The sequence below is a fragment of the Pseudomonas sp. GL-R-26 genome (assembly GCF_019947365.1).
Taxonomy (GTDB): domain Bacteria; phylum Pseudomonadota; class Gammaproteobacteria; order Pseudomonadales; family Pseudomonadaceae; genus Aquipseudomonas.
Genome location: NZ_JAGYGI010000014.1, coordinates 66,748 through 92,916, shown reverse-complemented (window position 1 = coordinate 92,916; position 26,169 = coordinate 66,748). Strand labels below are relative to the sequence as shown.

Genomic DNA, 26,169 nt, shown 5'->3' with positions numbered 1-26,169 from the left:
TTTTGATCCTGCTTCTGACTTAAGGCGTATCTGGCTGATTCGCCGGATGCGCCTTGATGAACGCCGGGTGAGTCGCCGCCAATGCCGCCACTCGCCGGATTCGCGGATAAGCCTCAAGGGATACGTTGAAACGCTCGGCCGCGTACAGCTGCGGGATCAGGTAGACGTCCGCCAGCCCAGGTTCGGGACCGAAGCAATAACCGTCATCACCGATCAACTGCTCCACCGTGGCCAGCCCCTGGCTGATCCAGTGGCCAATCCACTCCACCACCTGCGGTTCGTCGTGGCCCGACTGGCGCAGCCGATTGAGCACGCTGACGTTGTGCAGCGGGTGCACATCGCAGCCGATCACTGCCGCCACGCCGCGCTCGTGAGCACGAGCAGCCAGGTCTTTGGACAGCAGTGGCACCTGTGGATAACGTTCCTCCAGGTACTCGATGATCGCGGGAGACTGGATCAGCAACTCGCCTTCATCGGTACGCAAGGCCGGTACGCGGCCCTGCGGGTTGATGCCCAGATAAGACGGCTGTCGATGCTCGCCACCCTGCGGTGCGATCAGGTTGACCGGCAAGGATTGATAATCCAGGCCCTTGAGCACCAACGCGATACGCACCCGGTACGAAGATGTCGAACGGTAGTAGGTATAGAGTTCCATGCCCCGCTCCTGTTAACGCGCCGGCAGCACTTTACCGCGGCATTCGCCGAAACCGATGGAAGCAAAACCGTCGCGGCGGCAACGGCCGCGCAGGATGATTTCATCACCGTCTTCAAGGAATTTACGCACTTCGCCCGAAGCCAGCTCGATCGGCTTTTTACCGCCTTCGGAGATTTCCAGCAGGCTGCCGAACTGACCGTTTTCCGGCCCCGACAAGGTGCCCGAGCCGAACAGGTCACCGGCCTGCAATTGGCAACCGTTGACGCTGTGATGAGCAACCATTTGCGCCACGGTCCAGTACATGTGCCCGGTGTTGCTCAGAGTCAGGCGATGGGCTGGCAGGTTCTGTTCGCGCATGGCCTCGGTGAGCAGCAACACTTCCAGTTCGATGTCGAATGCGCCAGCGGCCTGATCGCGTTTGTCGAGCAGGTACGGCAGTGGCTGTGGATCGCCCTGGGGACGCGCAGGTTGGGCACGACGGAACGGCTCCAGCGCTTCGGCGGTGACCACCCACGGCGAGATGCTGGTGATGAAGCTTTTCGACAGGAACGGCCCCAGCGGCTGGTATTCCCAGGCCTGGATGTCCCGTGCCGACCAGTCGTTGAGCAGGCAGAAACCGGCGATGTGATCGGCGGCGTCGCCAATGGCAATCGAGTCGCCCATGTCGTTGCCCTGGCCGATCCAGATGCCCAGCTCCAGTTCGTAGTCCAGGCGCGCGCAAGGGCCAAAGGTCGGTTCGCTCTGTCCGGCCGGCAATGTCTGGCCTTTCGGGCGGCGTACGTCGGTACCGGACGGGCGAATGGTCGACGCACGACCGTGGTAGCCGATTGGCACGTACTTGTAGTTCGGCAGCAGCGGGTTGTCCGGACGGAACAGTTTGCCGATGTTCTGCGCATGCTCGATGCCGACATAGAAATCGGTGTAATCGTTGATTTTCGCCGGCAGGTGCATCTCGCAATCCGCCGCCAACGGCAGCAGTTTTGCGCCCTGGGCTTCGATCTTGCCGTGCAGGGTGCTGCCCTCGGCAAACAGTTCCAGCAAACGCTCGCGCAACGCGACGCGAGCCTCGCGGCCCAGTTCGAAGAACGCATTCAGCTGGCCGCCACGGGTGGCTTCGACCGCCGCTTTCGCGGCGCCATCGAACAACCCGGCCTCAAGGGCCGCTTGCAGGTCAAAGACATGTTCGCCAATGGCCACGCCACTGCGCGGTGCCGAGCCATTGACGCTGAACACGCCCAGTGGCAGGTTTTGCAGGGGGAAATCCGCGTGGCCGTTAGCGGATGCAACCCAGCTGCGAGTGATGGAAGTCTGCGTCATGGGTTATCTCCGGGTCGGGTCGAAAGTGGCGGGCAGCGTGGCCCAACAGGCGTCGTAAGTGTTTTGCAGTTGCGGACAGTCGAGGGCGAAACGGCTTGGGCGCAACACCTGGCTGGTCTCGAACATGAACGCCATGGTGTTGTCGATTTTCGCCGGTTTGAGGTCAGCGTTGATCGCCTTGGTGCAAGTCTCTCCGTCGGGACCGTGGGCGCTCATGCAGCTGTGCAACGAAGCACCGCCGGGCACAAAGCCTTCGGCCTTGGCGTCATATTCGCCCTGGATCAAACCCATGTACTCGTTCATCAGGTTGCGATGAAACCACGGTGGACGGAAGGTTTTCTCGGCCACCATCCAGCGTGGCGGGAAGATCACGAAGTCGAGGTTGGCCAGGCCGTGTACGCTCGTTGGCGAAGTCAGCACGGTGAAGATCGACGGATCGGGGTGATCGAAACTGACAGTGCCGATGGTATTGAAGCGGCGTAGGTCATATTTGTACGGCACGTTGTTACCGTGCCAGGCGACCACGTTGAGCGGCGAATGATTGAGCTCGCAGGCCCACAACTCGCCGAGGAACTTCTGCACCAGCGTGGTGGGTTGTTGCAGGTTTTCGTAGGCCGCCACCGGGGTCAGGAAGTCCCGCGGATTGGCCAGGCCATTGCTGCCAATCGGCCCCAGGTCCGGCAGCCGCAGCGGCGCACCATGGTTTTCGGCGACGTAACCGCGGGCTTGCGGGTCGAGCAGTTCGATGCGGAATTTAAGGCCGCGAGGCAGTACGGCAATTTCCAAAGGCTCCAGTTCAAGCACGCCCAGTTCGGTGGCAATGCGCAGGCGCCCCAGTTCAGGCACCAGCAACATCTCGCCATCAGCATTGAAGAACACGCGCTCCATGGAACGGTTGGCGCGGTAGTTGTAGATGCTGATCCCGGCCGGTTTTTCTGCGCCCGAGTTGGCGGCCATGTTCACCAGGCCGTCGATGAAATCGGTCGGCTCGGCGGGAATATCCAGCGGGTTCCAGCGCAGGCGGTTGGGAGTCACCTCACCCAGCGGGCCGCCAGCCAGTTGCCGGTCCAGTTTGACGAATGCCGGGTGATTGGCCGACGGTTGAATGCGGTACATCCAGGTCCGCCGCGCCTCGCTGCGCGCCATGGTGAACGCCGTGCCGGAGAACAGTTCGGTGTAAAGGCCGTACGGGGCTTTTTGCGGGGAGTTCTGGCCGACAGGCAGTGCGCCGGGCAACGCTTCGCTGCTGAATTCGTTGCCGAAGCCTGACTGGTAGGCCAGCGCTGGCGTCGTTGAATCGGGGTTCATGGAGCCTCCTGAACAGGGAGTCGGCAGTGGCCGCTCGCTCTGTTGCAGAGGTCGAGGCACGCCTGGGTTGTTTTTATCGTAATCTAATTACGCATAACGTAATTTGATTGGTATTGACCGTCAAGCTATAAAGACGCCCATTCGTCCCGGGATCACAGCACCACCATGGAAAAGACCAGCGACAGCAACGGCAAACAGAAAGTCCGCTCGGCCGAGGTTGGCACCGACATCCTCAAGGCTCTGGCCGAGTTGTCGCCCTCGACTTCGCTGTCGCGCCTGGCCGAACACGTGCAGATGCCGGCGAGCAAGGTTCACCGCTATTTGCAGGCCTTGATCGCCAGCGGATTCGCCGAACAGAACGCCGCCACCAACCATTACGGCCTGGGCCGCGAAGCCTTGCGCGTAGGGTTGGCGGCACTCAACAGTATGGACGTGCTGAAAGTCGCCGCCCTGCCCCTGGCTGAACTGCGCGATGACTTGAACGAAACCTGTTTTCTGGCGGTGTGGGGCAATCAGGGCGCGACCGTGGTGCATATCGAACCGGCGGTGCGTGCAGTGACTGTGGTGACACAACTGGGCTCGGTGTTGCCATTGCTCAGTTCTTCGACGGGACTGGTGTTTGGCGCTTACTTGCCTGCGCGTGAAACCGTGGATCTGCGTAAACAGGAACTGCAAAACGTTACCGCCCACGCCCTGGCGGATGATCAGGCCTATACAACGATGAGCGAACAGATTCGCCATCGGGGCCTGCATCATGTGCATGGATTGTTGATGCCGGGAGTGGATGCCCTGTCGGCACCGGTGTTCAACGCCATGGGCAGGATCGCGGCAGTACTGACCGTGGTCGGGCCGACCTCGCTGTTCCATGCCGATGAAAACGGCCCGGCGGCGCAGCGGTTACTGGCTGCGACACGGGCCATCAGTTGGAGAATGGGCTACGAAAGTCCCTGAGTTTCAGATCAGGAAATCCGGAGCAATTTCGATCACCAGGTCGCTGATGTCCTTGATCGTGAGTTGCGGATGCACATCAGATTCCCGGGAACTGTAGGCGACCGAATAAACGCCCAGTCCTTCGCCGTGATAGTAAGGAATTTCATCATGTTGAAAATGAGCAAAGATATCTTCGGCCAGACTTCTGGATTGAAGTATCTTTCGCCCGTCCGGCTCAGTCACAAAGCTGGTCAAGTACACGTTATCAATATTGATTTCCGGGATCTGATACTTTAACGCTGCATGGACCTGTTCAAGACCAGAAACCTTGATCGAGCGTTTTGAAAGATTGATTGAGGGCGCATCGATCAACCAACGGACGGTATCCATTACTATTCTTTCAAACTCTATCAGATCCAGTCCTTCAACCTGATGTTCCCGCTCAAAAGTATATGGCCGATTGAAGACCCCATTGATACCCTGAATATAATTAGGCAGTGACTCTTTCTCAACCCACTCCAGCGTCTCATCGAATAACGTCCTGGACTCGCTGACGTCAGTGCCAAGAATATCAACCAGCGTATTCAGATAGGTCTTGAACGGGTTGATCCCGAGTCCCCCCAAGCGTTCAGTCAACAGCACCTCGACGGCGAAATCCGCACGAATACGCTTCAATAGCACAATCTTACTGTTAGAAAAAAAACTGTCACTCATACAGACTTCCTGTCACGTTAAGAGCCGAGCATCCTGCTCGACCTGTCGTTCAATGTACTGACATCGCAACCAATTGCTTATTTGCCAGCGCCACTGACCATACTAATCAACACAGTTATTTATGCACGCGACAATATGTTTTAATTAATTTCCCGACTAAAAACCAACAACTATCAGACCTGCATTATCAACCCCAACTTCTTCGCCATGGCAACTGCCTGTGTACGCCGTTCCACACCCAACTTGCTGTGAATGCGCCGGGCATGGGTTTTCACCGTATGCAACGAAATGAACAACTGCTCGGCAATTTGCTGATTGGAACTGCCCTGGGCAATCAGGCCGAGCACTTCCAGTTCCCGAATACTCAGCAGGCTGGCATCCAGGGCCAGCGCGGTCACCGTCTCCTCGCCTTGTAAACGACTGATCAGGCTCGGCTGACGCAAGTTCAAATCACGCAATGCCTGTTGCCCCTGACAACGTTTGACCAACGCCAGTCCGGCCTCCAGTGCTGCGTGGGCCATGTCCGGTTCACCCGTCAGGTCCGCCACTTCGCAGATGGCCAATTGCAGCTCCGTTTCCAGCGCCACCATGGCGTGTTGTTGCGCGTGCTCGAGTAACGCCTTGAGTCGATCCAGTGGACGTTGCACCAGTTGCAGTTGAGTCTCGGCCAACACCAACTGGTATTCGATACGCGCAATCAGTTGCAGTGTAGCCGGCGGTGCCTGGCGCGCGTGGGCCCCGCGGTAATGACGCAAGACCCGGGTCAGCGCCTCCCGCGCCAGCTCCGGTCGCCCTTGTTGCAGCCAGAAATGACTGCTGATTTGCAGCAGCACGCCGCGATAAACAGTGTCGGGGATCTGCCGTTGCTGCATCAACCGTTCGGCCTCGCGCAGACGATCAAATGCTTGGGCGTAATCACGTTCATTGGCCGCCAGTTGCGCCTGCCCGAGAAACCCGTACAACACGTGTTTGTCCTGACTGTGCAGGCAGTCATCAAGGCCCGCCTGGAAACATTCACCGGCCAATTCATCCTGGCCCTGGCAGAGGGCCAACCGCCCACGCCGCAAGGCGATTCGTCCCAGCAACGGCATCGGTCGATCAGCCTGCCGTCCGAGCATTTCATGGATGTCGGCCAGCAACTGCCCCGCTCGCCGCGGTGCACCACGCTGTTCCAGCAACTGTGCATGATCGAGTTCAAGCAAGCCTTCAAACAGCAACGAACCTTGTGCCCGCGCCAAGCACAGTGCGTCACGATTGAAGGCCTGAGCGGCATCGAGGTCGGCGTTGAGCAGCGCTTGCTGGGTCAACCCGGACAGACACAGCAACCGTGCGGGCCACGCCTCCGCCGCCAGTTCGTCCAGTGCCTCGATAAAATGAGCCCGTGCCGCCGGCAGGCGCCCCTGCAAATGCAGCAACCAACCCTGTTGCGCCTGCCAACGCGCCAGCAGTTGCCGTTGCAAGGATGCCGTCGGTTGCGGGGCAAATCGGGACAGTTGCCCGATGCAGGCAGCCGCCTGCTCGAAACGCCCGGCAAACAGCAATGCTGCAGTGATCAACCCCACCCGTTGCGGCGTGCCCAGGGTCAACTGTTCACCCAGTTGCTCGTGCAGCTTGAGTAACCAGCTGACGTTCTGACGCTTGAATAGATGCTCAAAACTGAAGTGTTGCAACAGACTGACCGCGACCTCATGCTCTTGCGCCAGCAACGCCTGCTCGAAGGCCCCCTGCCAGTCTTCTTCGGCGCTGAACCATTGGCACGCGCGGCGATGCCAGGATCGCCCGGCCGGGGTCGGTTCTTCACGCATCTCCCTGGCCAGTGGTTCGAAGACCCGCAACCACTCGACGGAGTCTTCCCATGGTTCAATGAAGCAGCCCATGTCCTGCAACGCGTGCAGCCACTGCGCGCCCTCACCCGTACCGAAAAGATGCTCGCACAAGCTGGCGTTGAACCGTGGCAGATGAACCAGCACCTTCCAGACCTCGACCAACTCCGGCGGCAAGGTGTTGAACAACTCGTGTTGCAGATAATCGAGCAATGTCGCCGAACGCCCTTGCTCACCCGACCACGGACAACCATTGAGCAACGCGATCCGCACGCCAGCGCACCAGCCACCGCTGCGCTGAACCACCCTTTTGGCGGTTTGTGCCGCCAGGGTCGGCTCGACATGACCGAGCAACTGCCCGACCTCGGCCTCGTTAAACGCCAGCGTCCGGCCCTCGCACTCGTACAACTCATCATCGAGCAGCAGCCGCGGCCAGTTGCAGGGTGGTCGTCGACGGGAACTCATCCACCAGGTCAGTGCCGGGCTGGCGACGGCCAACAGGCGATCGAGCATCCGGTCGAGTTCCGGATTGGGTGCCCGGCAGTAATCATCGATAAACAGCCAGACCGGCGCCTGTAATCGGGCCAGATGCGCCAGCAGCCCGGGCTCATCCGTCGAGGGCAGGCCCAGCGCTTGCGTCAGGCGCAACAGAAAATCGACTGTGCTCAAGGACGCCCCCGCCAGCGGCAGCCAACAGACCCGGAAGTGTTCCGGCGCCCGTAGCAGGCATTCGGTGAGCAACGCGCTCTTGCCACTACCGGCCGGTGCGCAAAGCAACTTCACCCGCGCGGTCGAAACCAGCATGGGCTCGATCAGCCGCTCGCGGGACAAATGATGGGACGACAGTCGGGGCAGAAAGCCAGGGCGGTCCAGACAGTGCGTCATTGCAGTCATTGTGGTGCGCCTTTTTTATAATTCTGGCGCCACCCTAGCCCCCTCCCGAGCGCTTGTTGAAGAAGTATTCAACACACTGATCGACCGCTATAAAAAAGGTGACCGCAAAGTCACCCTTTTGTGTAGGAGCCTGTAGGAAACCTACCGAACCCCCGTGCTACGCAAGGCTGCTGGCGTGTAGTCCCCCGCTTTTGCATCGATGTTGAATTCGAAGCTGCGCTTCTCTTCGTTCTTCATTCCCAAGGCGATATAGCGGCCGGCGATCAGGTCATACAGCGCTTCGACGGTATAGGCCGGAACCTGGTGATCGTAGTAGAACTGGGCATGCCCTTCGGCGACACGCCAGAGCTGGCCACGCCCGTCGTAGTGGTCGGCCAGCGCCACTTGCCAGCTGTCTTCATCGATGTACATGTGGCGCTTGGCGTACACGTGCCGTTCGCTCGGCTTGACCGTGGCGACAACCTCCCAGACCCGGTGCAACTCATAGCGAGTCAGGTCCTGATTGATGTGCCCGGCCTTGATCACATCGGTGTACTTGAGGTCTGGCGAGTCGAGCTTGTAGCTGTTGTAAGGGATGTACATCTCCTTCTTGCCGATCAGTTTCCAGTCGTAGCGATCCGGCGCGCCGGAAAACATGTCGAAGTTGTCGGTGGTGCGCAGGCCGTCGGATGAGGTGCCGACGCCGTCATAAGCGACCTGTGGCGCACGCCGTACCCGGCGCTGGCCTGCGTTGTAGATCCAGGCCTTGCGCGGCTCCTTGACCTGGTCGAGGGTCTCGTGGACCAGCAACACGTTGCCCGCCAGCCGCGCCGGCGCGGTCACTTCCTGCTTGAAGTAGTTGAGGACGTTATCGTCGCTGCCCGGTTTCAGATCGCTGAGCAACGACGGCACGGCGACCTCGTCCTTGAAGCGGATCACGGTGAAGTCGCCATTGGACTGCGGTGTCGCCTGGGTGATGGTGCGGCGCAGATTGCCGCCGTGGTAACGAGTGACATGGTTCCAGATCACTTCCACGCCATTCTTCGGGATCGGGAACGCGTAGTAGCGATTGCCGGTGAAGTTGGCCAGACCGTTACCGTCGTTGATCGGTGTTACGTTCAGTGCACTGCGCTTGGCCGACTCATAGATTTCTGCCGGTAACGCCACGGTGCGATGGCTGGGATAGACCGGAATCCTGTAAGTCTCTGGATAGCGCTTGAACATCGCGATCTGGCCGTCGGAGAGCTTGTCCTTGTACTTGTCGACGGTCGCCGCGGTGATCACGAACAAGGGTTTTTCGTTGGCGAACGGGTCGGCCAGGAAACCTTTGCTATCCACCGCGCCAGCGTTTTTCGAGATGCCGCCGGTCCAGGCCGGAATCGAGCCATCGGCATTGCCGGTCTTCTCGGCACCGAGCGGTGTAAGGCTGGTGCCGAGCTTGCTGGCTTCTTCCGGCGACACCGCGGCCATCACATTGGCGGCCAGCAGACTCAGGGCCAGAACGGTGCCCAATTGCAGAATCATCTTGCGCATTGAATTCATCCTTTTCAGCCAGATCAGAAGTTCACACCAAAGCTCAACGCCACGAAGTCACGGTCGGTGAGGACGTTGTAGTTCCCGCCGAAAAAGTCGGTGTAACTGAGGCTCGCGGTGTAGGTGTTGCGATAGTCCGCATCGACACCGAGGCTGATCGCCTTGGCGCCTTCGTTGAACAGACCGTTGGGGCCATAGCCAGAGACATCGTGGGACCACGAGAGGTTGGGCCTGACGTTGATCCCGGCGATGAGGTTGTTGTAGTCGAGGATGGCCCGGCCGCGATAACCCCATGAAGTCGAGGTCACGAAGCCGCCGGTGTCGCCGCCGAAACCATATTGGCCATACACCGAGTCGCGGCCGTAGCGCAGTTTGGTGCGCGACTCCAGACCACCGACCCGAACCACTGCGGCCTCGCCCACCAGGGTCAGACGATCCGCACCGGCGACCTGATCGATGAAGTGCGTCAGGGTGCTCTGGATCTGCGTCACTTCCTTGCGGCGATAACCCTTGTTGTCAGCCCCGGGGGACGTGGCGATGGGCGATGCCGCACCACCCGCGATCGGATTGAGCATGGCCAGGGTCAGGTCATTGGTGTTGACCTGCACCGGGAGGTTGGGGCGGTAGCTGATTTCCCCGTTCCACGCGGTGCCGGTGGATAAGGTGGTGGAGAAGCTCGCGCCGTAGAGGCGGATGTCCTCCGGGTATTCGAGGTAATACTGGCCGCGACCGAGCATCACACTTTGGGCCAGGCCCGAACCGCTGCCGGGGGCGATGCGGTTGGCGGCGGCAACGATCCCCGGAATGCTTGCCAGCGTACTGAGGCCGGCGGTGGTGGTCCCGACATTCGGCGAACGGCTGTGGTAGTTCATGAAGTACAGGCCGTACTCGGTGTCGTCCCCCAGCCAGCGCAACGCCGTACCCCACTGCCCGGAATCCCGGGCATCGCGGTCGCCGCCACGGGGAACGATCACCCCCTCCTTGCTGACCTCGAAGCCCTGGCCAAAAGCAGCCGCAATCGGCTGCAGCGGTGCGATGGCCGGGTTGGCGACGGTGTAGCCCTTGTTGCAGCCGTCCGCCACCACATCGACACCAAAGAAAGTGCCGCAGTTATCGACGACCGTCTGGTCCCATTCCAGTTGATAGAAGCCTTCCACGGTCAACTTATCCGTCAGACCCTGGGAGGCGAACAGCATGTTGACCGGGATCAGGCCTTCCTTGATCTCGGCGCCAGGACGACGGAACGCGGACACGTCAACCGGATTGATGCTGTTGATCGAGTTGCCGATGAACGTGCTCTCGCCCCAACTGACCACCTGCTTGCCGGCGCGGACCGTGCCCGGCAAATCGGCGAGGGAGTAGTTGTGATAGACGAAAGCGTCGAGGATTTGTCCGCCTGAAGACTTGGCGCCTTCTTTGCGGTTGTGATCGCTGATGTCCTTGAATGGGCGGCTTTCATCCTTGAGTTCAAAGTCGTACCAGTACTTGCCACGCACAAACCCACCGGTGTCGCCGTACTTCAGTTCGAGGTCGTGAATACCCTTGAAGATCTTCGAGAAGGTTTCACCCTTCTTGAAATTCAATCGCCCGTCGTCGCCGGTCGAAGACTGGCCGGAACCGCCGTTGACGGTGCCCACCAGCGCGCTATCCGCATCACGCATGCCCCAGCTCGCGCCGACCGACAGCGAGGAGTCGAATGTCCCCTCGATTTCCCCGATGTTGAACGAAATGGCCTGCGCCTGGGCACAGCAACCCAAGGCCACCGCAGCCGCCAGCGCCTGCGGTGTGAAGATGGCGCGCATTGTTGTTTTTGTCATGCGTCTTCCCCGGTGAGTGACAGAAGGCCTCACCCTACTGCCGGGCATCGGGGCCGATAAGCGCACCAAGGAGGTATTCGTGGTGTACCTCTAAAGGATGACTGGTACAGGTCATCACCCGGACGACGAGCAGCCGAATCCTGACTGTTGCCGGGGCTGCAACAGTGCATGTCCGTAATTGGTATTTTTCCTACGACACCAAGGGCTTATTCTTGTCTGGCTGTCACGGTAAACCACCGCAGGCACCCTGTACCGGCCTGCACCGTGACTGAAAGATTTCAGATGAATTGAAGATTCGGTTCATCACCCCGTGTTCACTGACGTTGATTTGTAGCTCCTGATCCAACGTCTTACTTTGGCCGCTGCGTTTGCAGCGGCCTTTTTTATGGGCGATGGTTCTTGATGAGTAACGGCTGCCAGTCGGTAACCCCTGACCATACAGTCAAACTTTCGCATTCCTACATTTCTTTCAGAAAGCGCCTACAAACATAGGTAAACACCAAAGGCACTCGAGTCATTAAGTTGAACAGCAAGTCGGCGAACGACTTTTATCTTCGTCCGGCTTCAAACTTACTTATTGCGAGTGCAACCATGAAACCCATCATCTACAACCACTATCGCTCAACCAAAAGTTTCAACAGTCGAATACGCTTTCTGATTCTTCACTACACGGCCGCAGACTTTGCGAACTCTGTCAGTGCCCTGACCGGCCCGAATGTCAGCGCGCACTATCTGGTTCCAGATATCACGGACCCCAGCTACCTGAAAGCCGGCTATACCGGGCAGGAAGTTTTCAACCTGGTGGATGAAATTCATCGTGCGTGGCACGCGGGTGTCAGTCAGTGGGGCAGCCGCAGCAATCTGAATGACACGTCCATCGGCATTGAAGTCGTCAACCTGGCGACCGACAACAAAGGCGACTTCACCTTTCCGCCGTATCACCCTGAGCAGATTGCTGCGATTGAACAACTGGCGCTGAATATACTCATGCGTTACCCGGATATCACGCCGACCCAAGTTCTGGGCCACTCCGATGTTTCGATCGGCCGCAAAAGTGACCCGGGACCGATGTTTCCCTGGCGGGAGCTTTACTTGAAAGGTGTCGGCGCCTGGTTCGATGAAACTACTCGGGACGAGTATCTGCGCCAATACAACAGATCGGGGGTTCCAGCCCGAAGTGAATTGCTGGGGCTGTTCAAATCCTATGGATACGATGTTTCGGGCGCGTCAACGGACGGCGGCTTTCAACAGTTGGTGCGGGCATTCCAGATGCATTTTCGCCCGGAAAACTTCGATGGAAAAATGGATGCACAGACAGCCGCCAATTTGAAGGCGTTGGTTGTCAAATACTTCCCCGGCTGACCCTTGGCAAACGGCTTTGCAGCCGACAATGCAACAACCGGCAAGGTCAGTCAATGTGGCCTTGCCGGCGCTATCAGAGCGAATACTTCTGCAAATTCCCCATCATTTCCTTCAGCGCTTCGATGTTGTCCTTCGGATGCGCCGCGCCTTCGAAGTCGCAAATCTGCTGCCAGTGCGCCGCCACGTCTTCCGGGGAGAAACCGGCCCGTGGATCGAAGCCGATGCCGAGGCTGCGCTCCCAGCGGACCTTGCCCATCCAGCCGCCGCCGACTTCAAACAAACCGGAGGTTTCCTCGCAGTTCTCGCTGGCCAGGTACACCACCAGCGGGCTGACCAGTTCCGGCTTGAGCTGCTCGAAGACCTGCGGCGGGATCAGGCCTTCGGTCATGCGCGTGCCACCGGTGGGGGCGATGGCGTTGACCAGGATGTTGTTCTTGCGGCCTTCGATGGCCAGGGTGCGCGTCAGGCCGTAGAGACCGAGCTTGGCCATGCCGTAGTTGGACTGGCCGAAGTTGCCATAGATGCCCGAGGTCGACGCAGTGAAAATCACCCGGCCGTAGTTCTGCTCGCGCATGTGCGGCCAGGCGGCACGGCTGACTTTGTAGGCACCTTCGACGTGGACGCGGTAAACCAGGTCCCAGTCGGCGTCATCCATTTTGTGGAAGGTCTTGTCACGCAGGATCCCGGCGTTGTTGACCACCACGTCGACGCGACCGAAGACGTCCAGGGCGTGCTGGACCAGTTTGTCACCGTCAGTGACCGAGTCATGGTTGGCTTCGGCAATGCCGCCAGCCTCGCGGATCTCCGCGACCACGCGGTCAGCGGCCGAGGCATTGGCGCCTTCGCCCTGGGCCGAGCCGCCAAGATCGTTGACCAGTACCTTGGCGCCCTGCCTGGCGAACAGAAGTGCATGCGTCCGTCCCAGACCGCCACCGGCTCCGGTGATGATCACGACTTTATCTTCGAAGCGCACAGACTCATTCATGGGGGGACTCCAGCAGGCCAATGGACAGTGAGTCCGAGTTTCAGGCACGGCGCAGCGGGTCACAATGAACACGGGGGAGGCTGAATGGTGCGCGATAAGGCTGGGGGATGATTGATAGAGAAAATGGACACGAAACCCTGTGGCGAGGGGGCTTGCCCCCGTTGGGCTGCGCAGCGGCCCCAAACCATACAGCGCAGTGATTCAGGTATAACGCGTTTAGCAGGTTTACGACTGCTTCGCAGCCGAACGGGGCGGTGCGGCGATCCGACAAGCCCCCTCGCCACAACAGTTCACTTTAAGGTTCAGGAACATGCCACCTTGCGCGGCGGCAAGAGCAATTGATCGCGAAACGCCAGGTAGTGCTTAAGCACCTCGCCGGGGGCCTCGATCTGCGGGTAGTGGCCAATGTCGGGCAACACCACTGTGTCCGCATCCGGGATCAGCTCCCGGTAACGCTCGACCATGTGCACGCCGGAGACCGGATCGACCCCGCCATCGATCACTCGCAGCGGCACTTCACCGCGTTGCATCGCGCTCACCCAGCGGTTGCGCCAGACGCGTCGCTCCGGGATGTAGGCGATCAATTTGTGCATGATCCGTGGCCCACGCTGGCTTTCGACCAGACTCCAGAAATCATCCATCTGGCTTTCACTGGGACGGGTTTGCGGACCGAAAATCTGCCGAAAGCTTCTCACCAAGCCTTCACGACTGAAGGCGCGGCCAATCATCCAGCCCAAAGGACTGAGCAAGAGTTTTTGCATCAGTAGCGGGTGGTGGGTTTCCGGAAACAGCCCGCCGTTGAGAAACACGCAACTGGCCAGTTCCAACCGCGATTCGTAATGCCGGGCCAGCAGTTCCTGGGCCACGCTGTCGCCATAATCGTGGGTGAGCAGGTGCACTGGCTGTTCGACATTCAGGTGTTCAAGCAGTGCCTGTTGCAGATCCGCTTGCTCCAGCAGGCTGTATTCGTGATTCACCGGTTTGGACGAATCGCCGAAGCCCAGCATGTCGCAAGCGATCACGCGAAAACGCTGGGTCAATGGCTGCCACAGGTAATGCCAGTCCCAACTGGCGGAAGGAAAGCCGTGAATGAGCAACAGCGGCTCGCCCTGTCCTGCTGTCCAGTAACGGATGCTCTGGCCACGGAACACGAACGTCTGGCTGCGTTTGCGCCAGACACACAGGGGGATCTCGGCGAGTTCCATTAGAGTTTATAACCCGGGTCCAGTTTATCGAGTTTGCGCAGCAGCGCCGGCCAGGCCAGCGCTCCGCCCATTCCTTGAGCACTTCGGGTGACACCCGCGATCATGGCTTTGGCGCCGGCCAGAATCTGCGGTTCGATGGCGATCAGTTCAGCGGCACCGTTTTGCGCCATGACCTGAATGTCGCAGGCACGCTGAAAGGTGAACATCATCAGGAACGTATCGGCGATGGTGCTGCCGCAGGTCAGCAGACCGTGGTTGTGCAACATCAGGAAATTGTTTTCACCGAGGTCGGCCTGCAGACGCACTTTCTCTTCATGGTTGAGCGCCACGCCTTCGTAGGCATGGTAGGCCAGGCTGGAAAGCACGAACAACGACTGTTGGCTTATCGGCAGAACGCCCTGCTTCTGTGCGGACACCGCCACCCCCGAAGCCGTGTGGGTATGGAGCACGCAGACGACATCGTGACGAACTTCATGCACCGCGCTGTGGATGGTGTAGCCCGCCGGATTGATCTCGTAAGGACTGTCCATCAGCTTGTTGCCGGCCTGATCTACCTTGACCAGGCTCGACGCGGTAATTTCGTGAAACATCAACCCGAACGGGTTGATCAGGAAATCTTCGGTGCCGGGCACCTTGGCGGAGATATGGGTGAAGATCAGGTCATCCCAGCCATGTTGGGCGACCAGGCGATAACAGGCCGCCAGATCGACGCGGGTCTGCCACTCGGCAGCACTGACCTGGTCTTTGACACTGGGTGGCGATTGGACGGGAGCGACGGTCACGGCAAGAAGCCTCGATGTTTTTATTATGGAGTGTTTCCTATGTTTACCGAGTCTAGTCAGCCCTTGAGGTTCGTGTAGTTGCGTTGGCAGCCAGCTTGATGGCCCAGCGGGTCAGCCGCCCTGCTGCCCTGGATCCATGTCAAATGACCGGCGTCAGCAAAGGTCTGACAGGCAGCTTTCAGCGCACTGTCAGATCCCTGACTGCCGTTGGTACCGGGGCAACGCTCAGTCGCGCAGTGCGCTGATCAGGTCCGCCAGCCAAGGCTCGGCGTCCGTCTCAGGGGTCACGCTTTCACTGGCATCCAGGCGCAGCATCGGCAGTACTTCGCGAATGCCCAGTTCACCGAACAATTCGCGCATCTGCTCGCCGCCGCCACAAAAAGTATCGCCATAGCTCGCATCGCCCAACCCGATCACCGCGCCCGGCAAACCGCGCCAGGCTGCTGGCAATTGGTCACGAATGCTCGAATACAGCGGTTGCAGGTTGTCCGGCAGCTCACCCATGCCGGTAGTGGAGGTCACCGCCAGAAAGGCTTCGGGGCCAAACGCCTGGACGTCGGCGAGGGTCGCTCGGGGGTTGTGCCAGGTTTCGAAACCGGCGGCTTTCAACAGGCTGGCGGCGTGGCGGGCAACTTCTTCGGCCGTGCCGTACACCGAGCCGGAAATGATGGCGACTTTCATCAATCTGATCCTGAATCCGAGTAAAAGACCCGGATATTAACAGCACGGTCGTGATAGTTCTTTTAGAATGCAATCGACAATCAATCAGGAAAGGATACTCCGATGATTAATGCACAGCTGCTGCAAATGGTGATCAATGCCTCCAATGACGGTATCGTGATTGCCGAAAAGGAAGGCGATCAGGACAAAATCCTCATTTACGTCAACCCCGCGTTCGAACGCCTGACGGGGTACTCCAGTGAAGAAATCCTCTATCAGGATTGTCGCTTCCTGCAGTCGGGGGACCGCGATCAGGAAGCCCTGCCGCTGATTCGCGATGCATTGAACCGTGAAGGATCCTGCCGGGAAATACTGCGCAACTACCGCAAGGACGGCACACCGTTCTGGAACGAATTGTCCCTTTCAACGGTGAAAAATCCGGCGGACGGGCAAACCTATTTTGTCGGTGTGCAGAAAGACGTCACCGCGCAGGTCAAGGCGCAACAGCGCGTGGCACAGCTGGAGGGGCAGTTGGCTGAACTTCAGGCCGAGCTTGCCGCGCTCAAGGCGACGAACGGCGCAAACGAAATTCAGAATTAATGGTCAGTAACTACAATCACCAATGACTTTGTAACTATATCTTTCGAGCTGGCCATGCAACGCGACGCGCTCCTGACCCAGGATGAGCTGGATTTCATCCAGACCATGCAACACAACCCGCAACTCAATGTGCGGGACGCGACGTCGAGCCTGCTCGTCAACGGTGGTTCGCAAATCCGTGACCTGCTCACCCGCCTGGCGGCCCATGAGCAGGTCACCATTCAAGCCAGCTTCGAAAACCAGCAAATGACCTTCCCCCTGCACCTGGTGGAAGACGAGTTCCATGCGCTGCATTTGCGTCTCGGCGTGCCAAGCATCTATGAAGACGGGCCGATGGTCCGGCCTTGGCGCCTGGTGCTGGACGAACCGGTAGCCCTGGAAAACGCCAAGGGTCAACCCGGCACCCTGTGGGTACACGAAGTGTCGTGTAAAGGGGTTTTGCTGGAAGCTCGCAACAAGACCAAACCGCCGAAGCATTTCGCCTTGTGGTTCAGCCCCTCAGGCTACGAGCGGATTGCCTTGCGCGGCACCTTCGAGAAAGAAAACGAAAAGGGCTTCTACGCCTATCAACTGAGCCAGAGCGATACGGACGAAACCGAGCGCCTGCGCCAGTTCATCCTGCAACAGCATCGTTTGACTCATCCTGCGCTGCATCTCTGAACCTCAAGTATCCAGAGTACCCGCCAGGAACTGCTTCAGACGCTGGCTCATAACCTCCCCTTCATTGCCCAGGCAACCGATCGATGACCCGGCCAGGCTTTCCTGTACCAGGTCGCAAGCATCGCCGGCCAACAACAATCGGCACTCCAGACTCGTGGCCAGGCGATTCAGGCGCCGCGGCAACTCGGGAGCCGGCACATGATTGGAAAACAGCACCAGCGCCAAGGGTTTGATCCTTTCACACATCAGCGCCAGTTCCTCGAATGGCTGGCCCATGTTCAGCACGCGAACGGCCACTGGCCCGGAACTCAGGAACAGGGCGGCGACCAGCAGTTCCAGTTCCCGGCACTGGCCAACCAGGGCACAGATGACCACGCGACGCGGCTGTTTTTCGCGAATCAACAACAAACGCTGCACCACCCGGGAACGCAGAAAGCCATCCAGGAACAGCCACTCGCTGGTTCCACCGAACTGGTCCTGGCGTTGCAATAACTGCTTCCAGATGGGCATCAGAATGTCCTGAAACACCACCGGCAGGGAGTAACTGGAAAAGATCTGACCGTAGACCTGCTCCAGCCGAATGTCGTCAAACCCGTTGACCGCAGCAAGCACCTGCTGCCGCCACTGCGCGTAATCGGCTTCCACAAGACTGTTGGGGATGATGTGCGACAACGGCTGGAGCGGCTCGGTCCTGGCCAGGATCTTGCCGATCTTGCTGACGGCAACCCCGCGCTCGATCCAGCCGAGGATGCTGTGGACACGCTCGATATCGGACATCGAATAGAGTCGATGCCCGCTATCGGTGCGTGTTGGAACAATCAGGCCATATCGTCGTTCCCAGGCTCGAAGCGTGACCGGGTTGACACCTGTCAGTCGCGCCACCTCGCGAATAGGGAAGAGTTCTTCCTGTTCAAGAGCGACGGCCTGCGTGGAGCCTGAAGCAACGTCTGTAAGTATGGGCATCCTGTTGAAACATCTCTGTATCGTCCGAGCGTTATTTTAACGCCCCTGCCCCGTAAAGTTTCCGTAAAAAATCGATGCAATGAATGAGCGGATAAACGTCGCAGACGCCACGGGCGGAATCAGGAATAATCCTTGCTTGTTTCGAGTCGCAGCCCACCACCCCGGCGCTGTGCCTGGCGAAGTTCCTATCCGGAGCGACGCAAATGCCTCACGGAGATACACAATGTCTACCCCTCCCGTCACGCTGATGGTTGCACGCCGCGTTGCCAATGGACGTTACCAGGACCTGATTGCCTGGCTGCGCGAAGGCGAACAACTGGCCACCGATTTTCCCGGTTATCTCGGCTCCGGTGTGCTCGCTCCGCCGCCCGAGGACGACGAATTCCAGATCATTTTCCGCTTCGCCGACGAACAGACCCTGCACGCCTGGGAGCATTCGGCCTCGCGCACTACCTGGCTGGCACGTGGCAGCGACCTGTTCGCCCACCCGACAGAACATCGGGTCAGCGGCATCGAGGGTTGGTTCGGTGCCGTCGGTCAACGCCCGCCGCGCTGGAAACAGGCCGTGGCAATCTGGCTGGCGTTCTTTCCGGTCTCGCTGCTGTTCAACTTTGTGCTGGGGCCGCTGATGAGCGAGATGGCGCTGCTGCCCCGCGTGTTCGTCAGCACCCTGTGCCTGACGCCGTTGATGGTGTATTTCTTCATCCCCCTGTCGACCCATGCGCTTGCAGACTGGCTGCATAAAAAAACCCAATCACCCTCATTGACGGTCAATTCGGTCAGCGATCACTAGCGTTTCTTTCGTTCATCGATCTACAGACCGATAACATCGGGATCGCAACGGGCGGGAGAAGCTGGCCGCTAGCGGGAAAACTTCAGTTATGCTGCACGCATTTAGCCCGTGCATAGACCTACTGAAGCTGATCGCACAACTATGAATAGTCCAATACTTGTCACCGGTACCAGCAAGCGCGTCGGCCTCCAACTTGCCACTACTCTGGCGGAGGCCGGCAATACCGTTATCTGCGTCAGCCGCTCCTTAAACCCAGTGACACCGCACCCGAACATGTTGCCGTTCCAAGCAAACCTTGAGCTCCAGAGCGATCGCGAGGCGCTGATCGCATACATCAAAACCAATTTCGACAGTTTGCGGGCGGTGATCCACAACGCGTCTCTGTGGCTCGACGATGGCCTGGAAAATCTGAACAGCATGTTCAAGCTTCATGTCGAGGCGCCCTATCATTTGAACCTGGAACTTGGCGAGCATCTGCTGCGGCTGGAAAGATCCGACATCATCCATATCTGCGACGAAACCTCAACACGGGGTAGCAAGAGCCATATCGGATATGCGGCCACCAAGTCGGCACTGCAAAACATGGTGTTGTCTTTCGCAGAGAAATACGCCCCCACGATCAGGGTGAACGCCATTCTTCCCGGCCTGCTCATCCTCAAGGAAAACAGCACTCAGGAATACTCCCAGCGGACCTTGAAGAAAGCCCTTCTCGAGTTTGAGCCCGGCGCACAACCGTTGATCGACGCCGTCATGTTCTTGCTCAACACCAACTACAGCACTGGAACCAGCGTCGTCATTAATGGCGGGCGCCACATCAAGAAAGGAATCATCAATGATTGACTCGAAAAAGCTGATCTATCTGCCGCGCTGGATAAAAATGATCATTGTTTCAGCGTTGACGCTGTGTCTGTTGGCCGCGGTTTATGTGTCTTTGTCCTTTGTCGGTGTTCCCGATCACAGCGACTGGATCCTGTTGTCCTTGTCGCTGGCACAACTGGCAGCCACCGCACTGGTCATCAGCCTGATACTGATTTTTGGCGAGCGCGAGGCCAACCTGCACTACCTGATCAGCAAGACCGAAACGCTGCTGCTCAAAAACATGCCGAAAACCCTGGCTAACATCGAAGATTCGCATGGGCAAAAACTTGAAGTCGCGGTATCTGCGATCAACAACATCTTTGGTGCCAACTATCGTCTGCACAACAAAAATACCAAAACCAAAATGTGGGTCGGTTTCAATGTTGACCGGATCATCGTTGCCTACTTCCTGAAAACCACTGAGTCGGTAGAGACCATCAAGGACATCTTCCAGTACACCTTCGGCGGTGCAGAGTCGGTGGGTTACAAAGTCAATTTCGAGCAAGCCACTATCAAAAACTCCGGCGAGCAAGTGCTGTCCATCTGGTGCACATGGCCAGGTATGCAGGATGGCACTAACATTTCCACTGACCTGCTCAACAGTCCGGATAAGAAACTGTTCATCATTCAGGACATCGCAATGATGACGCAGTCGTTCATCCGGACTGCCGAACGCAACTCGGTGAACATCTTTACCGACGCCGACCCCGCGCCTTTATAGTCCCGTCCTTTCAATAACTTTGCCTCATAGCGTGCGAGAGCCCCCATGACCGATCAACAACGCCTGGAACTCGAAGCCGCCGCCTTTCGCCGGCTGGTGGCCCACCTGGACAGCCGCAAGGATGTGCAGAACATCGACCTGATGAACCTCTCGGGTTTTTGCCGCAACTGCCTGTCCAAGTGGTACAAGGCGGCGGCCGACGACCGCCAGATCGAGGTCAGCCTCGACGAAGCCCGCGAAGTGGTTTACGGCATGCCGTACGCCGAATGGAAAGCCCAATATCAGCAAGAAGCCAGCGCCGACCAGCAAGCGGCGTTCGCCAAAGGAAAACCCAATGAGTGATTTGAACACCCTGCGCGCCAGCCTCAAGACCGGCGAACATGCCTTCGCCGACACTTTGGCCTTCATCGCCGCCGGTTACGACTACCAGCCCCAGGCCTTCAACAACGGTGGAGTCGAAAACGCGGCCGGGCAGAACGAAGGCTCGTGCAAGACATTGGGTCTGGCGCTGCTCGAAGGCTTGAGCGATGAAGAAGCGCTGCTGGCTTTTGGCGAGCATTACCGTTCGGTGCTGGCGACGCCTGAAGGCAGCGATCACGGCAACATCCGGGCGTTGATTGCCCATGGACTGGCTGGTGTGAAGTTCGCTCAGCCGCCGCTGACCCGCCGCTGATTCAAATTGTAGGAGCGAGCCTGCTCGCGAAAAACTCAAGAGCACTGCTGGGCCTCTGGTTTACGCGTAATCGTTCACCACCATCGCGAGCAGGCTCGCTCCTACAGGTTCTGCGTTCACGGCGCGGAACTGATCAGAAACACAACCCGACTTTTAAGATTGACCCGGCAACTTTATTTCGTTTGCCCCGTAGCGCCGCTCACGGCTTAGATAAAAAGAAGCCCTCCTTCTTCCGAGCCGGTCATTCATGCGCAGCGAAACCATCAGCCAGTCGATCAACATCGTTCACCCTGTCACGCTCAGCCACGGCAAAAACGCCGAGGTCTGGGACACCGATGGAAAACGCTACATCGACTTCGTCGGTGGCATCGGCGTACTCAACCTCGGCCATTGCCATCCGCGCATCGTCGAGGCCATTCGCGAACAAGCCACCCGACTGACCCACTACGCGTTCAACGCTGCTCCCCATGTGCCTTACCTCGAGCTGATGGATCGCCTGAGCACGTTCATCCCGGTGGATTACCCGGTCAGCGGCATGCTCACCAACAGCGGCGCGGAAGCGGCGGAAAACGCCCTGAAGATCGTCCGTGGCGCCACCGGCCGTAGCGCGGTCATCGCCTTCGACGGCGCTTTCCACGGTCGCACACTGGCCACCCTCAACCTCAATGGCAAAGTCGCGCCGTACAAACAGAAAGTCGGCGTGCTGCCGGGGCCGGTGTTTCACCTGCCCTTCCCTAGCCAGGACAACGGCGTCACCTGTGCCGAGGCCCTCAAAGCCATGGAGCGCCTGTTCAGCGTCGAGATTGATGTCGAAGACGTCGCCTGTTTTATCGTCGAACCGGTGCAGGGCGAAGCGGGCTTCCTGGCCATGGAGGTCGAGTTCGCCCAGGCGCTGCGCAAGTTCTGCGACGACAAGGGCATTGTGCTGATTGCCGATGAAATCCAGTCCGGTTTCGGCCGTACCGGCCAGCGCTTCGCGTTCTCGCGACTGGGCATCGAGCCGGACCTGATCCTGCTCGGCAAAAGCATCGCCGGCGGTGTGCCGCTGGGTGCGGTGGTCGGGCGCAAGTCGCTGCTGGACAACTTGCCCAAGGGCGGACTCGGTGGCACTTACTCCGGCAACCCCATCGCCTGCGCAGCGGCACTGGCAACCCTGGACGAAATGACCGATGCCAACCTGCATGCCTGGGGCACCCAACAGGAAGAAGCGATTGTCGGCCGCCATGCAACCTGGCGCGCGAACAACCTGACGCCATACCTGGGACGCCTGACCGGCGTCGGCGCCATGCGGGGTATCGAGTTGATCAACGCCGATGGCTCGCCCGCACCGGCACAATTGACCCAACTGCTGGCTCTGGCGCGGGATGCGGGCCTGCTACTGATGCCCAGCGGAAAATCGCGGCACATCATTCGCTTGCTGGCGCCGTTGACCATCGAGGCTGCGGTACTGGAGGAAGGCCTGGATATCCTTGAGGCGTGCCTGGCAAAACTGATTTGAACGCACAATCCCTGTAGGAGCGAGCCTGCTCGCGATAGCGATTTTTCATTCAAGATTGATGTCGACTGAATCACCGCAATCGCGAGCAGGCTCGCTCCTACAAGGTCATCGCATTTTTCGAAGGCACAAAAAAACCGGCCGAAGCCGGTTTTTTCATTTCGACGAAAGCAGAATCAAGCGTTCTGCAGATTGTCGAGGTAACGCTCGGCATCCAGTGCCGCCATGCAACCGGCGCCAGCGGAGGTGATGGCCTGACGGTACACGTGATCAGCCACGTCACCGGCGGCGAAGATACCTTCGAGGTTGGTCGCAGTGGCGTTGCCGTCACGGCCGCCCTGCACAACCAGATAACCGTCTTTCAGGGTCAGTTGGCCTTCGAACAGCGAAGTGTTCGGGGTGTGGCCGATGGCGATGAACACGCCGTCGACTTTTACTTCGTCGAAGCTGCCGTCGTTGTTCTTCAGGCGGGCACCGGTCACGCCCATGTTGTCACCCAGCACTTCGTCCAGGGTCGCGTTCAGCTTCAGCTCGATCTTGCCTTCGGCAACACGGGCATTCAGCTTGTCGATCAGGATCTTCTCGGCGCGGAAGGTCTCGCGACGGTGGATCAGGGTGACCTTGCTGGCGATGTTGGCCAGGTACAGGGCTTCTTCAACAGCGGTGTTGCCGCCGCCGACCACAGCCACAGGCTTGTTGCGGTAGAAGAAACCGTCGCAGGTCGCGCAGGCCGAAACGCCTTTGCCCATGAAGGTTTCTTCCGATGGCAGGCCCAGGTAACGAGCGCTGGCGCCGGTGGCGATGATCAGTGCGTCGCAGGTGTAAGTCGCGCTGTCGCCGGTCAGGGTGTAAGGCTTGGCAGCGAAGTCCACGGCATTGATGTGATCGAAAACGATCTCGGTTTCAAAGCGCTCGGCGTGCTCGCGCATCCGCTCCATCAGCGCCGGGCCGGTCAGGCCGTGGACGTCGCCCGGCCAGTTGTCGACTTCGGTGGTGGTGGTCAATTGACCGCCGGCCTGCATGCCGGTGATCAGCAGTGGCTTGAGGTTGGCACGGGCGGCATAGACCGCGGCGCTGTAACCGGCAGGGCCGGAACCGAGAATAATCACTCGCGAATGACGGACTTCAGACATGACCTGCTCCTGTTGACCGGCCCGGAATCCCTGGCGCGGAACGCCGGATTGCCGGCTGGAATAAAAAAGAACGGTTGAAAGCACTTGGGGAAGGCTTGAACCCGACCGTCCTGTAAAAAGATTGGGTGCAGCGTATCGAGGGGGCGAAGATTAAGGAAATACGGTTTAACAATCCAGCTCATAGGTGGTCTCTATGCCATCTCGCCGATGATATCGACGTCTTTGTTACAGTGAATGTCGATACCACCATCGCGCTTTCGCCTGTGAAGCAAAGCCGGTAAGGTCGGCGCGTTTTCCCTCTGCACGGAGCCTCTTATGCCCGCCCCTGTTCTGTCCGGCCCGCAATACCTGCGCGAAGGCCTCAAGCTGGTGCTGAGCCCCAGCCTGCGTTTGTTTGTGCTGTTGCCGCTGGCAATCAACCTGGTGCTGTTCGTCGGATTGATCTACCTGGCCGGCCATCAATTCAGCCTGTGGGTCGACACCTTGATGCCGTCCCTGCCCGACTGGCTGGGTTTTCTCAGCTACATCCTCTGGCCGCTGTTCGTGGTGCTCGTCGTGCTGATGGTGTTCTTCACCTTCACCATGCTCGCCAACGTCATTGCCGCGCCGTTCAATGGCTTCCTCGCGGAAAAAGTCGAAGTGGTGGTGCGCGGCACCGATGACTTCCCGGCCTTCAGCTGGGGCGAGCTGATTGCGATGATCCCGCGCACCCTGGCCCGGGAAATGCGCAAGCTCGGCTACTTTCTGCCCCGGGCAATCGGGCTGTTCATCCTCTCGTTCATCCCGGTGGTGAACATCATCGCCGCGCCGCTGTGGCTGTTGTTCGGGGTGTGGATGATGGCAATCCAGTACATCGACTACCCGGCGGACAACCACAAGCTGGGCTGGAACGAAATGCTCGCCTGGCTGCGACAGAAGCGCTGGCAGAGCATGAGCTTCGGCGGCAGCGTGTACCTGGTGCTGCTGATCCCGGTGGTCAACATCCTGATGATGCCGGCGGCCGTGGCTGGCGCGACGTTGTTTTGGGTGCGTGAACGTGGGGCGGAAAACCTGGTGACCCAGCGCTAAGTCACAAATCCATCATCCTGACGTCACACTGACGACATGGCCCCAGCCGACACTGGGGTCATGACGACAGCTCTGCATATCACCCTGATCACCGAAACCTTCCCACCGGAAATCAACGGCGTGGCCAATACCCTGGGTCGCTTGTGCGATGGATTGCGCGCACGCGGGCATCAAGTGGAGCTGGTGCGACCGCGTCAGGGCTGCGACCAGCAGTTGGGCAGCGACGATGAATTGCTGCTGTGCCGCGGCTGGCCACTGCCGGGCTATCCCGGCCTGCAATGGGGTCAGTCGTCGATGCACAAACTGCTGCGGCGCTGGACGCGTCACCGCCCGGATGTGCTCTACATCGCCACCGAGGGCCCGCTGGGCCTCTCTGCGTTGCGTGCGGCACGGCGACTGGGAATTTCCGTGGTCAGCGGTTTCCACACCAATTTCCAGCAGTACTCCAACCAGTACGGGCTTGGTTTGCTCACGCGCCTGCTGACTCACTACCTGCGCTGGTTCCACAATCGTTCGACCATGACCCTGGTGCCCAGCGTCAGCCAGCGCCTGGAACTGGAGCGACGTCATTTCGAGCGGCTGGCGTTGCTGTCCCGTGGGGTCGACAGCGAATTGTTTCACCCGACCAAACGCTTGAATGCCCTGCGCGAGCAATGGGGACTGGCCGAGGTAGACATCGCCGTCATTCATGTCGGGCGCCTGGCCCCGGAAAAAAACCTTGGCCTGCTCAAACGCACTTTCAATACCCTCAAGGCGAGTTATCCCCAGCGCACGCTGAAACTGATCGTGGTCGGCGATGGCCCGCAGCGCCAGGAACTGGAAAACGAAATGCCCGAGGCGATTTTCTGCGGCGCGCAACGGGGTGAAGCCCTGGCCTGTCACTATGCCTCGGGCGACGTGTTTCTGTTTCCGAGCCTGACTGAAACCTTCGGCAATGTGGTGCTTGAAGCACTCGCTTCGGGGCTTGGCGTGGTGGCCTACGACCAGGCGGCAGCCGCCCAGCATATTCGTCATGGCTACAACGGCGTGCTGGCGATGCCGGGGGATGAAGAAGCGTTTTGCGATGCAGCGGCATGGCTGCTGGAGGAAAGGGAAGCCTTGCGCAATGTGCGGCTCAATGCGCGCCAGCATGCAAGTCGCCAGGGCTGGGCGACGATCATCGAACAGTTCGAGGGGCAGTTGCGCGGGGCGTGTGCCGGGGAGATGGTGGTGCCGAATGCACCCACCGTACCTTGAATCCT

At 59.1% G+C, this 26,169-nt stretch carries 25 protein-coding genes; 12 read left to right on the top strand and 13 right to left on the bottom strand.

Features of this window, described 5'->3' with window-relative positions:
• Window positions 1-19: 19 nt before the first annotated feature.
• The 3 genes from maiA to hmgA are packed head-to-tail and all read right to left on the bottom strand — an operon-like array spanning window position 20 to window position 3,280.
• Window positions 20-655, bottom strand: coding sequence for a maleylacetoacetate isomerase (gene maiA / locus KGA96_RS16395; RefSeq protein WP_223467460.1), 636 nt, complete (start codon window positions 653-655; stop codon window positions 20-22).
• A 12-nt stretch (window positions 656-667) separates the two neighbouring features.
• The gene (fahA, locus tag KGA96_RS16390; RefSeq protein WP_223513645.1) at window positions 668-1,972 is read right to left on the bottom strand and encodes a fumarylacetoacetase; all 1,305 of its coding nucleotides are present in this window, start codon (window positions 1,970-1,972) and stop codon (window positions 668-670) included.
• Window positions 1,973-1,975: 3 nt separating this feature from the next.
• Complete coding sequence (gene hmgA / locus KGA96_RS16385) at window positions 1,976-3,280, bottom strand: homogentisate 1,2-dioxygenase (RefSeq protein WP_223467461.1); 1,305 nt, start codon at window positions 3,278-3,280, stop codon at window positions 1,976-1,978.
• Between the two features lie 165 nt (window positions 3,281-3,445).
• Here hmgA and KGA96_RS16380 point away from each other — a divergent pair, with 165 nt between their 5' ends.
• Window positions 3,446-4,231 carry an IclR family transcriptional regulator gene (locus KGA96_RS16380; RefSeq protein WP_046040119.1) on the top strand — a complete coding sequence of 262 codons (786 nt, stop codon included), beginning with the start codon at window positions 3,446-3,448 and terminating at the stop codon, window positions 4,229-4,231.
• A 3-nt stretch (window positions 4,232-4,234) separates the two neighbouring features.
• Here the strand turns inward: KGA96_RS16380 and KGA96_RS16375 are convergent, their stop codons facing one another.
• From KGA96_RS16375 to KGA96_RS16360, 4 genes are all read right to left on the bottom strand, one after another.
• Window positions 4,235-4,924, bottom strand: a complete 690-nt coding sequence (locus KGA96_RS16375) for a hypothetical protein (protein WP_223513643.1) — start codon at window positions 4,922-4,924, stop codon at window positions 4,235-4,237.
• 173 nt (window positions 4,925-5,097) lie between these two features.
• Window positions 5,098-7,641 carry a LuxR C-terminal-related transcriptional regulator gene (locus KGA96_RS16370; RefSeq protein ID WP_223513641.1) on the bottom strand — a complete coding sequence of 848 codons (2,544 nt, stop codon included), beginning with the start codon at window positions 7,639-7,641 and terminating at the stop codon, window positions 5,098-5,100.
• Window positions 7,642-7,782: 141 nt separating this feature from the next.
• Window positions 7,783-9,153, bottom strand: coding sequence for a DUF1329 domain-containing protein (locus tag KGA96_RS16365; RefSeq protein WP_046040116.1), 1,371 nt, complete (start codon window positions 9,151-9,153; stop codon window positions 7,783-7,785).
• Window positions 9,154-9,176: 23 nt separating this feature from the next.
• On the bottom strand, window positions 9,177-10,970 hold the full coding sequence (locus tag KGA96_RS16360; RefSeq protein WP_223513638.1) for a DUF1302 domain-containing protein: 1,794 nt from the start codon (window positions 10,968-10,970) through the stop codon (window positions 9,177-9,179).
• Between the two features lie 591 nt (window positions 10,971-11,561).
• Here KGA96_RS16360 and KGA96_RS16355 point away from each other — a divergent pair.
• Window positions 11,562-12,332: an N-acetylmuramoyl-L-alanine amidase gene (locus KGA96_RS16355; protein WP_223467465.1), complete on the top strand. Its 771-nt coding sequence runs from the start codon at window positions 11,562-11,564 to the stop codon at window positions 12,330-12,332.
• Between the two features lie 73 nt (window positions 12,333-12,405).
• Here KGA96_RS16355 and KGA96_RS16350 read toward each other — a convergent pair whose 3' ends face one another.
• From KGA96_RS16350 to KGA96_RS16335, 4 genes are all read right to left on the bottom strand, one after another.
• Window positions 12,406-13,317: an SDR family oxidoreductase gene (locus tag KGA96_RS16350; RefSeq protein ID WP_223513635.1), complete on the bottom strand. Its 912-nt coding sequence runs from the start codon at window positions 13,315-13,317 to the stop codon at window positions 12,406-12,408.
• Window positions 13,318-13,619: 302 nt separating this feature from the next.
• Window positions 13,620-14,522, bottom strand: coding sequence for an alpha/beta fold hydrolase (locus tag KGA96_RS16345; protein WP_046040109.1), 903 nt, complete (start codon window positions 14,520-14,522; stop codon window positions 13,620-13,622).
• A complete protein-coding gene (locus KGA96_RS16340) occupies window positions 14,522-15,304 on the bottom strand; it encodes a class II aldolase/adducin family protein (RefSeq protein WP_046040106.1) in 783 nt (260 codons plus the stop codon). Before KGA96_RS16340 ends, KGA96_RS16345 begins: the two co-directional genes overlap by 1 nt.
• A gap of 225 nt (window positions 15,305-15,529) precedes the next feature.
• Entirely contained in the window at window positions 15,530-15,985 is a 456-nt protein-coding gene (locus KGA96_RS16335) for a flavodoxin (protein ID WP_046040103.1), read from the bottom strand.
• 102 nt (window positions 15,986-16,087) lie between these two features.
• Between KGA96_RS16335 and KGA96_RS16330 the strand changes: the two genes are divergently transcribed.
• Together KGA96_RS16330 and KGA96_RS16325 are read left to right on the top strand one after the other, a co-directional pair.
• Window positions 16,088-16,564, top strand: a complete 477-nt coding sequence (locus KGA96_RS16330) for a PAS domain S-box protein (protein ID WP_046040100.1) — start codon at window positions 16,088-16,090, stop codon at window positions 16,562-16,564.
• A gap of 54 nt (window positions 16,565-16,618) precedes the next feature.
• Window positions 16,619-17,224: a hypothetical protein gene (locus tag KGA96_RS16325; RefSeq protein WP_223467468.1), complete on the top strand. Its 606-nt coding sequence runs from the start codon at window positions 16,619-16,621 to the stop codon at window positions 17,222-17,224.
• A gap of 3 nt (window positions 17,225-17,227) precedes the next feature.
• On the opposite strand, the gene KGA96_RS16320 is transcribed toward KGA96_RS16325, so the two are convergent.
• Entirely contained in the window at window positions 17,228-18,187 is a 960-nt protein-coding gene (locus tag KGA96_RS16320) for a MerR family transcriptional regulator (protein ID WP_046040098.1), read from the bottom strand.
• 223 nt (window positions 18,188-18,410) lie between these two features.
• Here KGA96_RS16320 and KGA96_RS16315 point away from each other — a divergent pair, with 223 nt between their 5' ends.
• The 6 genes from KGA96_RS16315 (at window position 18,411) to KGA96_RS16290 (ending at window position 22,730) form a co-directional block, all read left to right on the top strand.
• A complete protein-coding gene (locus tag KGA96_RS16315; RefSeq protein WP_223513631.1) occupies window positions 18,411-18,980 on the top strand; it encodes an antibiotic biosynthesis monooxygenase in 570 nt (189 codons plus the stop codon).
• Between the two features lie 141 nt (window positions 18,981-19,121).
• Window positions 19,122-19,820 carry a dihydromonapterin reductase gene (folM, locus tag KGA96_RS16310; RefSeq protein WP_046040095.1) on the top strand — a complete coding sequence of 233 codons (699 nt, stop codon included), beginning with the start codon at window positions 19,122-19,124 and terminating at the stop codon, window positions 19,818-19,820.
• Window positions 19,813-20,559: a hypothetical protein gene (locus KGA96_RS16305; RefSeq protein ID WP_223467473.1), complete on the top strand. Its 747-nt coding sequence runs from the start codon at window positions 19,813-19,815 to the stop codon at window positions 20,557-20,559. Before folM ends, KGA96_RS16305 begins: the two co-directional genes overlap by 8 nt.
• Before the next feature lie 45 nt (window positions 20,560-20,604).
• Complete coding sequence (locus KGA96_RS16300; RefSeq protein ID WP_046040093.1) at window positions 20,605-20,901, top strand: DUF1244 domain-containing protein; 297 nt, start codon at window positions 20,605-20,607, stop codon at window positions 20,899-20,901.
• Window positions 20,894-21,232, top strand: coding sequence for a HopJ type III effector protein (locus tag KGA96_RS16295; protein ID WP_223513628.1), 339 nt, complete (start codon window positions 20,894-20,896; stop codon window positions 21,230-21,232). Before KGA96_RS16300 ends, KGA96_RS16295 begins: the two co-directional genes overlap by 8 nt.
• Before the next feature lie 247 nt (window positions 21,233-21,479).
• Entirely contained in the window at window positions 21,480-22,730 is a 1,251-nt protein-coding gene (locus KGA96_RS16290; RefSeq protein ID WP_046040088.1) for an aspartate aminotransferase family protein, read from the top strand.
• 173 nt (window positions 22,731-22,903) lie between these two features.
• On the opposite strand, the gene trxB is transcribed toward KGA96_RS16290, so the two are convergent.
• A complete protein-coding gene (gene trxB, locus KGA96_RS16285) occupies window positions 22,904-23,860 on the bottom strand; it encodes a thioredoxin-disulfide reductase (RefSeq protein ID WP_046040086.1) in 957 nt (318 codons plus the stop codon).
• A gap of 315 nt (window positions 23,861-24,175) precedes the next feature.
• On the opposite strand from trxB, the gene cysZ reads away from it, so the two are divergent.
• Complete coding sequence (gene cysZ, locus KGA96_RS16280) at window positions 24,176-24,928, top strand: sulfate transporter CysZ (protein ID WP_223467478.1); 753 nt, start codon at window positions 24,176-24,178, stop codon at window positions 24,926-24,928.
• 36 nt (window positions 24,929-24,964) lie between these two features.
• Window positions 24,965-26,164 carry a glycosyltransferase family 4 protein gene (locus tag KGA96_RS16275; protein ID WP_223467480.1) on the top strand — a complete coding sequence of 400 codons (1,200 nt, stop codon included), beginning with the start codon at window positions 24,965-24,967 and terminating at the stop codon, window positions 26,162-26,164.
• Window positions 26,165-26,169: the final 5 nt, after the last annotated feature.

What these genes read in the sequence shown, in the direction of transcription:
- maiA (WP_223467460.1), bottom strand. Translation starts at nt 655, where the DNA reads ATGGAACTCTATACCTACTACCGTTCGACATCTTCGTACCGGGTGCGT.
- KGA96_RS16335 (WP_046040103.1), bottom strand. Translation starts at nt 15,985, where the DNA reads ATGAAAGTCGCCATCATTTCCGGCTCGGTGTACGGCACGGCCGAAGAA.
- KGA96_RS16325 (WP_223467468.1), top strand. Translation starts at nt 16,619, where the DNA reads ATGCAACGCGACGCGCTCCTGACCCAGGATGAGCTGGATTTCATCCAG.
- fahA (WP_223513645.1), bottom strand. Translation starts at nt 1,972, where the DNA reads ATGACGCAGACTTCCATCACTCGCAGCTGGGTTGCATCCGCTAACGGC.
- KGA96_RS16360 (WP_223513638.1), bottom strand. Translation starts at nt 10,970, where the DNA reads ATGACAAAAACAACAATGCGCGCCATCTTCACACCGCAGGCGCTGGCG.
- KGA96_RS16290 (WP_046040088.1), top strand. Translation starts at nt 21,480, where the DNA reads ATGCGCAGCGAAACCATCAGCCAGTCGATCAACATCGTTCACCCTGTC.
- KGA96_RS16305 (WP_223467473.1), top strand. Translation starts at nt 19,813, where the DNA reads ATGATTGACTCGAAAAAGCTGATCTATCTGCCGCGCTGGATAAAAATG.
- KGA96_RS16380 (WP_046040119.1), top strand. Translation starts at nt 3,446, where the DNA reads ATGGAAAAGACCAGCGACAGCAACGGCAAACAGAAAGTCCGCTCGGCC.
- KGA96_RS16370 (WP_223513641.1), bottom strand. Translation starts at nt 7,641, where the DNA reads ATGACTGCAATGACGCACTGTCTGGACCGCCCTGGCTTTCTGCCCCGA.
- KGA96_RS16275 (WP_223467480.1), top strand. Translation starts at nt 24,965, where the DNA reads ATGGCCCCAGCCGACACTGGGGTCATGACGACAGCTCTGCATATCACC.
- KGA96_RS16295 (WP_223513628.1), top strand. Translation starts at nt 20,894, where the DNA reads ATGAGTGATTTGAACACCCTGCGCGCCAGCCTCAAGACCGGCGAACAT.
- KGA96_RS16365 (WP_046040116.1), bottom strand. Translation starts at nt 9,153, where the DNA reads ATGCGCAAGATGATTCTGCAATTGGGCACCGTTCTGGCCCTGAGTCTG.
- KGA96_RS16300 (WP_046040093.1), top strand. Translation starts at nt 20,605, where the DNA reads ATGACCGATCAACAACGCCTGGAACTCGAAGCCGCCGCCTTTCGCCGG.
- KGA96_RS16320 (WP_046040098.1), bottom strand. Translation starts at nt 18,187, where the DNA reads ATGCCCATACTTACAGACGTTGCTTCAGGCTCCACGCAGGCCGTCGCT.
- trxB (WP_046040086.1), bottom strand. Translation starts at nt 23,860, where the DNA reads ATGTCTGAAGTCCGTCATTCGCGAGTGATTATTCTCGGTTCCGGCCCT.
- KGA96_RS16355 (WP_223467465.1), top strand. Translation starts at nt 11,562, where the DNA reads ATGAAACCCATCATCTACAACCACTATCGCTCAACCAAAAGTTTCAAC.
- KGA96_RS16330 (WP_046040100.1), top strand. Translation starts at nt 16,088, where the DNA reads ATGATTAATGCACAGCTGCTGCAAATGGTGATCAATGCCTCCAATGAC.
- hmgA (WP_223467461.1), bottom strand. Translation starts at nt 3,280, where the DNA reads ATGAACCCCGATTCAACGACGCCAGCGCTGGCCTACCAGTCAGGCTTC.
- KGA96_RS16350 (WP_223513635.1), bottom strand. Translation starts at nt 13,317, where the DNA reads ATGAATGAGTCTGTGCGCTTCGAAGATAAAGTCGTGATCATCACCGGA.
- KGA96_RS16375 (WP_223513643.1), bottom strand. Translation starts at nt 4,924, where the DNA reads ATGAGTGACAGTTTTTTTTCTAACAGTAAGATTGTGCTATTGAAGCGT.
- cysZ (WP_223467478.1), top strand. Translation starts at nt 24,176, where the DNA reads ATGCCCGCCCCTGTTCTGTCCGGCCCGCAATACCTGCGCGAAGGCCTC.
- folM (WP_046040095.1), top strand. Translation starts at nt 19,122, where the DNA reads ATGAATAGTCCAATACTTGTCACCGGTACCAGCAAGCGCGTCGGCCTC.
- KGA96_RS16315 (WP_223513631.1), top strand. Translation starts at nt 18,411, where the DNA reads ATGTCTACCCCTCCCGTCACGCTGATGGTTGCACGCCGCGTTGCCAAT.
- KGA96_RS16345 (WP_046040109.1), bottom strand. Translation starts at nt 14,522, where the DNA reads ATGGAACTCGCCGAGATCCCCCTGTGTGTCTGGCGCAAACGCAGCCAG.